Annotated in this window: 10 protein-coding genes; 4 read left to right on the top strand and 6 right to left on the bottom strand. The window is 74.8% G+C overall.

The features are described from left to right. The first annotated feature begins 2 nt into the window (after nt 1–2). Both CD790_RS17185 and CD790_RS17180 read left to right on the top strand, forming a co-directional pair. Entirely contained in the window at nt 3–938 is a 936-nt protein-coding gene (locus CD790_RS17185) for an ADP-ribosylglycohydrolase family protein (protein WP_144384136.1), read from the top strand. 144 nt (nt 939–1,082) lie between these two features. Then, nucleotides 1,083–1,583, top strand: a complete 501-nt coding sequence (locus tag CD790_RS17180; RefSeq protein WP_144384135.1) for an FBP domain-containing protein — start codon at nt 1,083–1,085, stop codon at nt 1,581–1,583. On the opposite strand, the gene aac(3) is transcribed toward CD790_RS17180, so the two are convergent. The 5 genes from aac(3) to CD790_RS17155 all read right to left on the bottom strand — a co-directional run bounded on the left by aac(3) (nt 1,543) and on the right by CD790_RS17155 (nt 10,445). Beyond that, nucleotides 1,543–2,451 carry an aminoglycoside 3-N-acetyltransferase gene (aac(3), locus tag CD790_RS17175; RefSeq protein ID WP_144384134.1) on the bottom strand — a complete coding sequence of 303 codons (909 nt, stop codon included), beginning with the start codon at nt 2,449–2,451 and terminating at the stop codon, nt 1,543–1,545. The genes CD790_RS17180 and aac(3) overlap by 41 nt on opposite strands. A 131-nt stretch (nt 2,452–2,582) precedes the next feature. Beyond that, nucleotides 2,583–3,509, bottom strand: a complete 927-nt coding sequence (locus CD790_RS17170) for an NADP-dependent oxidoreductase (RefSeq protein ID WP_144384133.1) — start codon at nt 3,507–3,509, stop codon at nt 2,583–2,585. A 212-nt stretch (nt 3,510–3,721) separates the two neighbouring features. Then, nucleotides 3,722–5,029, bottom strand: a complete 1,308-nt coding sequence (locus tag CD790_RS17165) for an extracellular solute-binding protein (protein WP_144384132.1) — start codon at nt 5,027–5,029, stop codon at nt 3,722–3,724. Next, on the bottom strand, nt 5,026–6,228 hold the full coding sequence (locus CD790_RS17160) for a hypothetical protein (RefSeq protein WP_144384131.1): 1,203 nt from the start codon (nt 6,226–6,228) through the stop codon (nt 5,026–5,028). The genes CD790_RS17165 and CD790_RS17160 overlap by 4 nt, the downstream gene beginning before the upstream one ends. Continuing rightward, on the bottom strand, nt 6,225–10,445 hold the full coding sequence (locus CD790_RS17155) for a tetratricopeptide repeat protein (protein ID WP_144384130.1): 4,221 nt from the start codon (nt 10,443–10,445) through the stop codon (nt 6,225–6,227). The genes CD790_RS17160 and CD790_RS17155 overlap by 4 nt, the downstream gene beginning before the upstream one ends. 36 nt (nt 10,446–10,481) lie before the next feature. On the opposite strand from CD790_RS17155, the gene CD790_RS17150 reads away from it, so the two are divergent. Both CD790_RS17150 and CD790_RS17145 read left to right on the top strand, forming a co-directional pair. Beyond that, the gene (locus CD790_RS17150; RefSeq protein ID WP_144384129.1) at nt 10,482–10,811 is read left to right on the top strand and encodes a trypco2 family protein; all 330 of its coding nucleotides are present in this window, start codon (nt 10,482–10,484) and stop codon (nt 10,809–10,811) included. Between the two features lie 168 nt (nt 10,812–10,979). Beyond that, nucleotides 10,980–11,477, top strand: coding sequence for a GNAT family N-acetyltransferase (locus CD790_RS17145; protein WP_144384128.1), 498 nt, complete (start codon nt 10,980–10,982; stop codon nt 11,475–11,477). A 29-nt stretch (nt 11,478–11,506) separates the two neighbouring features. On the opposite strand, the gene CD790_RS17140 is transcribed toward CD790_RS17145, so the two are convergent. Continuing rightward, nucleotides 11,507–11,956 (bottom strand): nuclear transport factor 2 family protein, encoded by a 450-nt coding sequence (locus CD790_RS17140; protein ID WP_144384127.1) that lies wholly within the window; start codon nt 11,954–11,956, stop codon nt 11,507–11,509. Nucleotides 11,957–12,163 lie beyond the last annotated feature (207 nt).

Here is a 12,163-nt window from a genome sequence, read left to right as displayed (position 1 = left end):
GGATGAACCATGTGGAACGTGCCGTCGGGGCGGTCGTCGGATCGGCGGTGGGCGATGCGCTGGGCGCGCCGTTCGAGTTCGGTCTCCCCGGGGTCTTCTCCGGACGATTCCCCGACACCGGTCACGGCGGGGAGATGTGCGGCGGGGGCGGCTGGGACGCCGGCGAGGCGACCGACGACACGCAGATGGCCGTCCACCTGGGCGCATCGCTCCTGGAGTGCGGCGGCCTGGACCCGGCGGACGTCTTCGCGCGCTTCCGGCGGTGGGCGGCCGCCGGCCCCAAGGACATCGGTCTGCAGACCGAGGACGTCCTCACCAACGGCGAGCCCTGGCACCGCGCCGCGGCGGCGCACTTCGCGGTGAACCCTCGTGCCGCCGGCAACGGCGCGCTGATGCGCGCCACCACCTCCGCGGTCTACTTCGCCGGACGCGGGCGACAGGCGACCATGGACGCGGCCCGCCGGATCGCCGCCCTGACCCACGGCGACCGCGCGGCATGGGAGGGCACCGCCGTCTACCACGAGTTGCTCCGCGCCGCGCTGGGCGGTGCCGACCCGCTCACCGCCCTCCCCGGCGCGCTGGAACACGTCCATCCCGAGCACCGGGAGCGGTACGCCACCGTGCTGGCACCGCGCTGGACGCCGGACCAGGCCACCGAGTTCAACGGGGCTGTCTGGCCCTGTCTCGCCTCCGCGGTCTGGGCCCTGCGCACCACCTCCTCCTACGAGGGGGCGGTGCGCGCGGCCGTCGACCTCGGCGGGGACACCGACACCGTCGCGGCCGTCACCGGAGGTCTCGCCGGAGCGGTCTACGGACCCGAGGCGATTCCCGCACGCTGGACGGATCCGCTGCATGTGCCGCTGCCGGGGGCCGGTGACCGGGTGTTGCGGCTTCCGGACCTGATCGACCTCGCCGAACGCCTGGCCCGGCCCCGGTAGGAGGAGCACCGGCGCACCGGAAGCGGTCAAGCTCGGTGCGTTCCCCTCGCGGTCCGGGCGCACGGGCTCGGTGTGTGCCCTCCCGCGCCGAGGGCCGACAAATTCACGTGACACCACATCAAGCGATCCCTAGTGTCGCCGCTCATGGAACCACTCACCGAGACGGCTGTCCGCGCCTCCTTCGTCAACTGCTCGAAGGGAGAAGCCCGGAGGCTCAGCGTTCCGCGGGATCTGGCCGAGCGACCCTGGGCCGACCTGGACTTCCTCGGCTGGCGCGATCCGGGCGCCCCCGACCGGGGCTACCTCGTCGCCGAACGGAACAGCCGCCTCATCGGCATCACCCTGCGCGCCTCGCAGGGCGTCCAGCGCAGCCTCGCCAAGACGACGGTCTGCTCGCTGTGTCTGACCCCGCACCCGGGGACGGGCGTGGCCCTGCTGGCGGCGCCCAAGGTGGGCGCCGCCGGACGGCAGGGCAACACCTCCGGCGCCTATCTGTGCGCCGATCTGCAGTGCTCCCTCTATCTGAGGGGGAGGAGGCAGACCGGGGGCGAGCTGAGCTACGAGGAGACGCTCACGCTGGAGCAGAAGGTCGAGCGCCTCTTCGTCAATCTCCACCAGTTCCTGACGAAGGTCGGCGTCGACTGACGTCCGGGCGGTCGAGGGGGCGTCCGCCGAGCTTCTCCTCCATCCACGCCACCCCGTGCTCCACCACGTCGGCCGCTTCGAAGAGGTGGCTCTGGGCCGCGCCGACCGTGCCCCCGCGGCCGATGCCGGCGGCGAGCATGTCCTGGGCGATGGCCTCGAACGGCCACTGTCCCTCCGGGACCACCCCCGAGTAGTCGAAGGCCCCGTCCTCGGAGTCGATGTCCCGGAAGCGGCGCCAGACCCGCTCGCCGTCCACGGTGATCGGCTGCTCGTACTCCACGTACCGCTTCCCGGGGGCCTCGGCGAGCGCCTCGGCGTGGTGCAGGAGGGTCAGCGCGTCCAGGGGAGCGCCGAGGAGGAGGACGCGGCCGCCCATGGCGACCAGCCGCGCCAGCGGACTGTCGGGACCGTGGGGATCGTCCCAGGGGTGCTCGTCCATCAGCGGGTGCGCGGCCGGTCCCAGGGCCGCGAAGCTGACGTCCGGGTGTCGGCTGCGCACGGCGCCCGGCCAGCGGCGCAGCGCCTCCGGCAGCCGACCGTTGTTGTGGTCGGCCTCGCTGAGCACGGGGTCGAAGGCCGGGAGCTGCTCGCGCAGCGCGTCCCGCCAGGGACGCGGCCAGTCCGTGTGGTCGTAGGGCGGTGCGTCGTTCCATCCGCACGTCACCATCAGGGTCCCCCGCTCGGTGACGACGTCGCGCAGCGCGTCGATGACCGTGGTGGGACCGCCGGCCACATACCCGAGCGCGGACATCCGGGTGTGGAACATCACGATGTCGCCCGCGGCGAGTCCCAGCGCGGACAGGTCGTCGGCGAGCCGACGGCGGGTCACCGGGCCGTCGGCCAGGCGGAGCAGGGCCATCTCGTCCATGCCGGTGAACTATCCATGGCACCCGGCCCGACGGCAAGCGGTTAACTCCGCCGCGCGATCGGCCGCCGGGGCCGCCCCCGTGGACCGCACACGCGGTCCTACGGGCGGGCCCCCGGCACCACATCGCCGTCTCAGTCGACGGTCAGCACGACCTTGCCCTGGACCCGGCCGGACGCGACCAGCTCGTGCGCCGCGGCGGCCTCGGCCAGCGGGAAGGTCTCGAAGACGTGCGGGCGGACGCGGCCCTCGTCGACGAGCGCGGCGATCGCCTCCAGCGCGGCGTAGTCGGGCTCGACGGAGACGCCCGCGAACCGCCGGCCCGCGGCCTCGACGCGGGCGGCGAGTTCCTGGTCCATGTGCTGCATGATGCTGACGAGCGTGCCGCCCGGGCGCAGGACCGACAGCGAGCGGTCGCCCTCGGAGTTGGAGTCGAAGACGATGTCGACGTCCTTGACCGCCTCGGTGAAGTCGGTGGTGCGGTAGTCGATGACCTCGTCGGCCCCGAGCTCGCGCACGAAGTCGTGCCGGGCGGCGCTGGCCAGGGCGATCACATGGGCGCCGCGGGCCTTGGCGATCTGGATGGCGAAGTGGCCGACGCCGCCGGCGGCGCGGTGCACCAGCACCCGGTCGCCCTCCCCCACGCCGGCCGCGTCGACCAGGCCCTGCCAGGCGGTGAGCGCGGCGAGGGGCAGCGCGGCGGCGTGCACATGGTCGAGGGTGGCGGGCTTGCGGGCCACCTGACGTCCGGGGACGGCCACGTACTCGGCGTATCCGGTGGCGGCGCGCGGGAAGAACGGCATCCCGAACACCTCGTCACCCGGCTTGAACCGGGCGCCGGGGCCGACCTCCTCGACGACACCGGAGATGTCCCAGCCGACACCGAACGGCGGCTCGCCGAGCAGCGGGTAGGCGCCGGACCGGACGGCCACGTCGACCGGGTTCACGGCGCTGGCCCGCACCCGCACCAGGACCTCGCCGCCGAGCGGGGTGGGGCGCTCCGTCTCCACGACCTCCAGGACCTCGGGGCCGCCGAAGGACTTCTGCTTCACAGCACGCATCACACATCTCCTTGTCGGAGCCCGGGTGTTTCCCGGGCCTCGTTCGATGTGTCCAACCTTAGGAAGATCGAATGAGCTGCTGAATATCTCTCAGTCTCCGGAAGATGTCCCATCGTCTTCGCCTCCGCGTCGCCCGGTGGGACGCCGCCCGCCGTGCCGGGTGGCACCCATGTCGAGCGGGCGGGGCCCGCCTCGGGCGGCGGGGCCGGTCGTCATGCCCCGTGCCGTCCGTTCCTCGCGCACAGGTCCTCCAGCACGAACGCCTTCTCCCGCTCCTGCAGGGTCCGTTCCGCCTCCAGCCGGTCGAGCAGCCGGGTCAGCAGCTTCGCGTCCTTCGGGGCGCCGAGGAACTCCAGGACCGCCCGGTGGAAGGCCTCCCGCAGGGTGGGGGGCATGGCGTCCGACGCGTCCAGACAGACCCGCCGCGCGCCGTCGAACAGCTCCTGGACGGCCCCGGTGGCCGCGGAGGGCCGCGCGGCGGCCGGGGCGGACTCGCCCTCGGGGAAGAGCGGGCGCTCCCCCGGCTCGGCGTCACGGGCCCATGCCTCCCGGAAGCGCTGTGAGGTGAGCCCCTTGAGCAGTTCCCTGGCCGCGGGGTCCGAGGTGAAGACCGCGGCCATGTCGCCGGAGACCTCGAAGACGTCGTCCGCCGCGGCCTCGCGCTCCTCGCGGTTCTCCGGGGCGCGGAGGTAGTGGCGGGTGCGGTACGGGCGCACGTCGTCGTCGTAGTGGCGGCGGATGAAGGAGCCCTGGTGCTCCTGGCGGCAGTCGCCGCGGTTCAGCAGGCCGGACCTGCCGTGGCCGAGCTGTTCGAAAGAGGTGGCGAGCCCCTCCCGGCCGAGGTCGCCGCCCTGAGCGGTGAGCAGGTCCGCCCACTCCTCCCAGGCCGGACGGGTCGCCTGCCACGACGTCTCACCGGTGGCCCACCGCTCGTACGCGGTCCAGCCCTGGCGTTGGAGCACCAGGTCCTCCACCCAGTCGGTGCCGGGCCACCCGGAGGTCGCGCCCGAGCTCATGCCCAGGCACCAGTCCGCGGGCGTACCGGCCTTCCCGGAGGGCTTCGTTCGGCTCCAGACCAGCGACTTCAGATCCACCCGCACCGGCACCCAGTACGTTCCGTCGCGGGAGTCGCCGTTCTGGTCGCGGCCCGCCACGTCCGGAGCCCACGGCTGCCGCGCCCGCGACGCCAGGTCCTCGTCGAGCTGTCGCACCTTGCCGGCGCGGGCGTACTCGGCGATGTCGCCCGGGCTGCTGAAGATCACCACGTCCGGTGGGGCGCCCGCCTGGAGCTGGGCGAGCAGCGTCTCGCGCAACGAGCGCGTGCCCTTGTAGACGTAAGCGCGGCCGGCGCGCTCGCCGAGCTCGGTCAGGGCGTTCTCGAAGGGCTTCTCCTCGCCGTCGGTCCAGGGTCCCAGGACGACCAGCTCCTCCGTCGTGCGGGAGCAGCCGCCGGCGGTCAGGGTGGTTCCGGCGATCAGACACGCGGCGAGCACGGTCCTCACCCACAGGCGCATCGTCATGTTCGCGAGTACTTCCGTCGGGAGCGGGCGGGGGTGGGGTAGGGGCGCGCGTACAGGAACAGGGTCACGCCGCAGGTCAGGGCGCCCGCGGCGGCACAAGCCACGACGATGCCCATGGTCAGCGACCAGCCCTCGGGGTGGGCCGCGTCGATCTGTCGGGCGGCCGCACCACCGGTCTTCTCGATCCGGCGGGGGGCGTCGCGGTCCGCGCGCACCTCCTGGAGGCCGGCGACCGTGGCGCGCGCCCGCCGCTGGGCGGACTGCTCCTGTGTGCCGCCGACGGCGAGGAGCAGCGGCAGCAGGAGCACCGGCACCGCCGCGACGGCCAGTTGGAGGCTGAGCAGCCGCAGCCGGTGGCAGAGGAAGACCAGCGTGCCGAGCGCGGTCACGGCGAAGACGACGGCGGCGCACAGCGTCGAAGCGGCGAAGGCGAGGGTGAGCGGGCTCCAGGCCACCACGTCGTCGACCTCGTCGCGCAGTTGGGCCTCCAGGCGCCCGATGCGACCCAGAATGGTGCTGGGGTCGCCGTCCGTCGCGGCGCTCCCGCCCGCTTCGGCCGCGCCGGCCGTGCCGGGGCGGGTTCCGCGTGGCGGGTCGCGCAGCATTCCGGCGGCGTAGTCCAGCCCGGCGTTGCGCAGCAGCGGGCTCGTCCGGTGGCGCTCCGCCCAGGCGATCTTCTCGCCGTAGCCGACGACCAACCCGGAGACCACGCGCAGCTCCTGCTCCTGTGCCCGGTTCAGGGCGCCGGACTGCGCGACCTGGTTGAGGCTCTGGGCGGCCTGGGTCAGCTGGAGCCGGTAGGTCTCGCCGAGCTCGACGAGGCCGTCCTCCTCGCGGAGGCGTCGTTCGGCCTCTGCCTGGGCGAGCTCCAGTGCGGTGCGGGCCTGGGCGAGTTGTACCAGGGCGGGGGTGAGGCGGTTGCTCAGCCGCTCGGTACGCCCGTGGACGTCGTGGAAGGCGACGGTGCTCAGGACGAGGACGACGAGGGCGAGGGTGGGCAGCACGAACGTGCGGCGCCGGAGGAAGCCGGCGGTGGACGGTCCTTCGGCGGTGGGTCCGCGCCCGGCCGCGCGCCGCCAGAGCGCGCCCGGCAGCCGGCCCGACAGCCCGGTCGGCGGGGCCGCCGCGGCCGAGCGGATCGGCCGGGCTGATCGGCCCGGGCGCGCGGGACGGGCGCCGCGTCTGAAGGGCCGGCTCATCCGTCGTCACCCGCCGCCGGCTCGGGAGCTCGGTCGGGTTCCGATGTCCGTCGTCGCCCTCCCGACTCCGGTTCCTCTCCGGGGTCCGGGGTCCGGCGCGCGGGCCGGAGGGCGGCGAGCCACGGCACCCGGCGGCGATCGCGGTAGTGGCGGAGGCCCAGGGGGCGGGTGCGGTAGGCGTTGTCGAGGAGCGCCTCGGCGAGGGCCGCGTGCCGCGGGTCTCCGGTACGGGGCACCTGCTTGGCGAGCAGGCGGTAGACGGCGGACAGCTGCTCGCGCAGCTCCCGCTCGGTGGCCGGCACGGAGGTGGCGGCGGGCAACGGGTCGCGCAGCTCGGCCAGCGGCCCCCGCCCCTCGCCGGCGGCCACCACCAGGTCGAGCAGCCGTTCGTGCAACTCGGCGGTGAGCCGCTCGCGGGCCTGTCGGTCGGTCAACCCCTCGTGGCTGGCCAGCCGGTGCAGTCCGGCGTAGGCGCGGGCGATGGATCGCACCGTGGGCGGGCCGCCGTCGGCGCGCGGGCCGGCATGGATGCGGACCATCGCGGTGCGGGCCGCCGTACGGTGCCGGGAGTCGGCGGGTACGCCGTCGAGCGAGGCCAGGGCGGCGTCGGGGTCGCCGCGGGCGAGGTGGATCCGGGCCAGCCCGAACGCGGCGCTGCCCTGGGCGTGGTTGCGCCGCCACACGGCGTCGTAGTACCGCATGGCCCGCTGTTCGTGCGCCTCGACGGCCGGGTCCGGCGGCTCCGCCGCCTCCGCTCCGCGGCCGGGTCGTCCGGCGCCCGACCGCGCGCCGCGCTCCTCGGCGGGGTGGGACTCCCCCGCCTCCGCCGCGGGCGACGACGGGCTGCCGGCCGGTGGCCGCCGGTCGGGGACGTCGGTCCGCCCGGTGGAGGGCTCCGCCGCCCCTCGCGCGGGGGTCCCCGACCGCCCGGCAGGCGTCTCCGCCCGTCCGGCGACGGTCTCCGGCGGGGCGGCGGGCTCGGCCGCTTCCGGGGAGCTCCCCGCCCGTCCGGTGGGGCGCTCGGCCCGTCCCGCGTCGGAGGACCCCACCCGCCCCTCGGAGGACCCCTCCCGTGCCGCGGCGGTCCGCGCCCGCCCCTTGGAGGCCCCGTCCCGCCCCGCGGCGGGCTCGGCCCGTCGGCCACCGCCGCGGCCCCGGCCGGCCGGGGACCCGGGGGTCTGGGGGCTCGCCGACGGGGGCGGCCCGCCGGGCGTGGTGGAGCCGCGGGCGTCGGCCGCCAGGTACTCGTGGCAGTAGCCGAGCGCCAGCTTGGGCGCGTACTCGCCGGGGATCGCCTTGTACACCTCGTCGAAGGCCGCCAGCGCCTGCTCCACCCTGCCGTGCGCGAGGTGCGTCAGGCCCTGGTGCCAGTCGAGCCGCCAGTCGTATGCGGCGCGGCCTTCGGCGGCGAGCAGCCGGTGGGCGCGCTGGTGCTCCAGCGATGCGTTGACCAGCCGGGCGGCGGCGCGGCCGTCGTGCCGGGCGAGCTCCAACTGGAGGCGGCAGCGCAGCAGGTGCAGCTCGGGAGAGGGCAGCCACTCCTCGCTGAGCTGGAGCAGCCCGGCCGGGTCGTCGTACGAGGTGCGCTGGAGCTCCTTCCAGTTGGGGTCCTCGCGGTCGGGCTTGGGCACCGGGAGCGCGACCGCCGCCTCCGCCGGGCCCGGCACCGGGGCGCCCAGGCCGCTGCCCGCGTCGCTCCCCCGGCGCCAGCGGTCCAGGGACGGGGCCTTGCCGAGCTGGCCGTCCAGGGTAGTGGCGGCGGGGGCGAACAGCGGCGAGGGCTCGAACGCCTCCTCCCCGAGCCTCAGCGAGCGCAGCTCGCGCAGCACCCCGCCCAGTTGGACGGCCATCTCCCGCGCGGAGGCGTAGCGCCGTCGGGGGTCGTCGTCCGTGGCGCGACGCAGCGCGTGGCGCAGCGAGCGGGTGCCGAGGTCGTCCGGCGGCTCCGGAATGCGGTCCAGGAGCTCCGTCAGCACGGCGCCGACGCCGAAGAGGTCGCCCGCGGTCGTCATGTCGCCCGCCGGTCCGCTCTCCGGTGGGCGGTGGGTGACGGGACCCGCCACGCCCGGCTCCCGTACCCCCGCGACGTCGATGAGTTTGATGCCCGTGCCGCAGTGCAGCACGTTGGTGAGGGAGAGGTCGCCGTAGACCAGTCCCTCCTGCTCGTGGAGGTAGCCGAGCGCGTCCAGCACGCGCAGGCCGTAGGCGACGATGAACTCCCGCACCCGGGGGCCGGCGAAGGGGGGCTCCTCCCGGGCGATCCGGTCGGCCACCCACTCCAGGGGCGCGCCGTCCGCGAACTCCATCACGATGAACTCGGCCGCGCGCGGCTGGTGGCGGGCGTAGTTGATGACCCGGATGACGGCGGGGTGGTTGAGGCTGACCAGCCGTAACCGCTCCTGGTGCGCGCGCAGCACCGCGGCCGGGTCCTGGGGGTCGAGTATGCCCTTCAGGGCGACGGGCCGGTTCTCCAGCAGCAGGTCCCGGGCCAGGTACACCTGCCCGTGGCTGCCGCGCCCGATCGGTCCCACCACCGTGTACTGCTGGTGGAGCAGGTCTCCGGCGGCCAGTTGCCGGTCGGGGGACGCGGTGACCATGGCCTCCGGGGCGCGGACCGTCACCGCGGGCAGGTCGGTCAGGCCGTCGCCGGGCGGTTCCACCACGAACTCGTCCCATCCCCCCGGGCCGGATCGCACCTGCTGGGAGCATTCGGCCTCCAGCAGGGCGGCCTCGATGTCGACGGCGAGCCGGTACAGGGCGTGCGGCAGGGCGGGGCGCCCGTACAGGGGTCCGTCGCGCCCCAGTCGCTGGAGCGTGCCGTGCAGGCGCGCCGCCCGCTCCGCGATGGTCCGCTGGGGCTCGGGGTGGGCGCCCGGGGGTCCGGTCGGCGGCTGAGCGCCCCGGTGCTCGGTGCCCGTCAGGCCGCTCAGCCGCGCGGCGAGCCGCTCGGCCCGGCGGTCGGGCCAGTCGGGCTCCAGCAGTTCGTCGCAGACGCGGGCCAGGAGCGGCGACTCCGGGTCGCTGAAGACGAGGAGCAGCCGGCTGTGGCGGTGCGCGAGCAGGGCCCGCAGCAGGGCGACGACCTCGGCGTCGGCGGAGGCGGAGCGGTCGACGGCGAGCAGCGCGGCGATCAGCGGCGGGCTCTTCTCGGCGATCCGGGAGAGGAGTTCCCTCGGGGGTGCGGACTCCAGCCCGATGCGGTCCGCTGCCTGGGCCGCGAGCTCCGCCACGGTCCGGTTCGTCGCGTCGGCGGCGAAGTCGATGCTGCCCGCGCGTGGTTCGCCGGTCAGCCCGCCGGAGGCCGACTGGGGGCTCTGTTCGCGGTCGGCGAGCGTCAGGGTGGACCGCACGGTGTGCAGCAGCGCGTGCTGGCCCTCACCGGCGAAGACGAGCTCCACCCGCTCGGTGTCGGGTGCGTCGTCCAGCCATCGCGTCAGCCTGCGGTGCAGCCCGGGCACCCGGCCCGACGCGGTGCGGTCGGCGGCGACGGCGATGTCGCGGGAGACGGCGCGGGCGCCGGTCACCCGTAGCCCCAGCCGTTCCAGGGGCAGGTACTTCAGCACGGTCTCCGTGGGGATCATGTACGCGTGCTCCCGGCGGACCGGCGCGTACGGAGTGCCGAACTGGTGTGCCACGATGCCGATGAGGCGGCGCGAGCGACTGTGCACGACCCCGCTTCCGCTGTACCCGTGCCGTACGGCGTAGGGCGCTCCGTGCGTGTCCAGCTGGACCCACTCCGGGTTCGGGGCGGGTCCGCCGTGGCCCATGAGTCGGGCGTCCAGGTGCTCGCCGCCGGGGAGGTCCTCCGGGTAACCGGTGAAGTGCACCGGTTCGCCGTGTGCCGGGATCTGACGGTGCAGCACCGCGTGCGGCACGTCCGGTTCGCGACTCAGTTTGAGCAGCGCGAGGTCGCCGCTGAAGTGCGGTGTGGGCGGGACGAGGTACTCGCGCAGCACCCGGGCGGGCAGCGGCGCGGGCGCGACCCGTCGGGAGAGCGGGGCCCGCGGCACGTCGACGTAGACCGTGTCCAGGGGGTCGCGCGAACCGTCCGGGGCGGGCCGGGAGAGCACCGAATGGGCGCAGGTCAGCACCAGGCCACCGGGGAGCAGCACGCCGGCGCCCAGCGGACGCTCCGCGCGGTCCTGCGCACGAAGCAGACAGACGCGCCAGCTCTCCTCGTATGACGCGAAGTTGGCAACGCGCACCGTCTCGCTCATACTGCCCCACGATAACTACCCAGGGGGGAGTACGCGATGGCTGAACGTGACGGAACCCGTGGCGAGGCCCGGGTCGAGGACGCGGTCGCCGGGCTCGCGGACGTGATCGGACAGGTCCGCGACGAACTGGAGGCGGCCCAGGCGTTGGGCGCCGGGCGCACGCTCAAGTTCGGGGTGGAGCGGGTGCACCTGGAGTTCGCGGTCCAGGTGCGGCGCGAGGCGGGGGGCAGGGCCGGACTGCGGATCGGTGTGGTCACGGCGGGTGGCGGCGGGTCCGTCGCGCGGGAGGCCACGCACACGATCCAGATCGACCTGACCCCCCAGGGCCCCGACGGCAGTCCGCACGTCAGCGTGGGCGGGATGTAGGCGCCGAGCGGCGCCGGGGAGCCGAGTGGGGCGTGGAAGGCGACGGCCGTCCTCCACCGACGGCCGTCCTCCACCCCCGCGTCGAGCAGCGGGGCGACGGGCGGCCGGCGGCTACGGCCGGGTGGCATCGCTTGCGGGGGTCTTCGGGTCGGTGGCAGGGTCGGACGTATGCAGACGATCTCCGTGCGGGTGCTGGACGTCCCGGACTGGGCGCTCTACCGCGCCGTCCGGCTCGCGGCCCTGGCGGACGCCCCGACCGCCTTCGCCTCCACGCTCGCCCGTGAGCTGGCGTTCCCCGAGGACCGGTGGCGGGAGCGCCTCGCGGGGCGCAACCAGTTCGTCGCCGAGGACGGCGGCGAGGTCTGCGGGCTGATCGGCGTCGTCCCGGCCGACCCCGGCGTCGCCGAACTGGTGTCCCTGTGGGTGCGGCCCGCCGCGAGGGGGCGGGGGGTCGGCGACCTGCTGGTGCGCGAGGTGCTGCGCTGGGCACGCGACCACGACGTCCCCACGGTGCGTTTGTGGGTGGCCGAGGGCAACGAGCCCGCCGAGCGTCTCTACACCCGTCACGACTTCCAGCGGACGGGGACGGTACAGCCCGTGCGCGCCGGTGCGGACGCCCTGGAGTTCGCCATGACGCGGTCGGTGCGCGTCGACGAGGCCGGCTGACCCGACCGGTGGGGCGAACGCGGGCTGTCTCAGGCGGTCGGGGTCGGCTCCGCGCAGGCGTCGGCGACAGCGCGCGTGTCCCAGTAGAACGGCCGGACCTCGGTGATCCGCCCGTCCTTGACGGTGATGGTCTGCAGGATCGGGAAGGAGAGTTCGCGACCGGTCGCCCGAGCACGGGCGCGGACCTGGGTGAGCACCACGGCGGTCTCGCCGGTGGCGAGGAACTCCTGCTCCACCATGTCGAACGACTCCCACGCCTCGCCCATCGCGAGGAAGAACCGCGCCATGCCCTGGTGCCCGCGCCAGGTGCCGCCGTAGGGGAGGGCGTCGGCCTGGTGGAGCACCACGTCCGGCGCGAAGAAGGGGGCCAGCAGGTCGAACGACGCCTTGCCGGGGCCTCCGGCGGCCAGGTACTCCGCCTCGGCCGCGTACATGCCGGTGAGGACGGTCACCGAGTCCGTGGGGGATGAAGGTCTCATGCCGCCAGTGTGATCGGAGGAGGGCCGTCCACGCTGGCGGCATTCGGACGTCGAGGTGCGGCACCGCCGGGACCGCCGGGACCGCCGGCACCGCCGGACCTTCCCGACCGACCTAGTTGTATTGCCCTGTGAGGTTGGGGACGCGGCTGGCGGGTGGTTGGCCTTTCAGTGCGGTGTGGCCGCGGTGGTGATTGTAGGTGTGCAGCC

It is taken from the genome of Streptomyces sp. SAJ15 (genome assembly GCF_007595705.1).
GTDB lineage: Bacteria > Actinomycetota > Actinomycetes > Streptomycetales > Streptomycetaceae > Streptomyces.
This window is presented reverse-complemented; position numbering and strand designations above follow the sequence as displayed.

Bases quoted from the DNA above. Each gene is read 5' to 3' on its own strand.
- CD790_RS17150 (WP_144384129.1), top strand. From the start codon at position 10,482: ATGGCTGAACGTGACGGAACCCGTGGCGAGGCCCGGGTCGAGGACGCG.
- CD790_RS17155 (WP_144384130.1), bottom strand. From the start codon at position 10,445: ATGAGCGAGACGGTGCGCGTTGCCAACTTCGCGTCATACGAGGAGAGC.
- CD790_RS17145 (WP_144384128.1), top strand. From the start codon at position 10,980: ATGCAGACGATCTCCGTGCGGGTGCTGGACGTCCCGGACTGGGCGCTC.
- CD790_RS17185 (WP_144384136.1), top strand. From the start codon at position 3: ATGAACCATGTGGAACGTGCCGTCGGGGCGGTCGTCGGATCGGCGGTG.
- CD790_RS17160 (WP_144384131.1), bottom strand. From the start codon at position 6,228: ATGAGCCGGCCCTTCAGACGCGGCGCCCGTCCCGCGCGCCCGGGCCGA.
- CD790_RS17165 (WP_144384132.1), bottom strand. From the start codon at position 5,029: ATGACGATGCGCCTGTGGGTGAGGACCGTGCTCGCCGCGTGTCTGATC.
- CD790_RS17140 (WP_144384127.1), bottom strand. From the start codon at position 11,956: ATGAGACCTTCATCCCCCACGGACTCGGTGACCGTCCTCACCGGCATG.
- CD790_RS17170 (WP_144384133.1), bottom strand. From the start codon at position 3,509: ATGCGTGCTGTGAAGCAGAAGTCCTTCGGCGGCCCCGAGGTCCTGGAG.
- CD790_RS17180 (WP_144384135.1), top strand. From the start codon at position 1,083: ATGGAACCACTCACCGAGACGGCTGTCCGCGCCTCCTTCGTCAACTGC.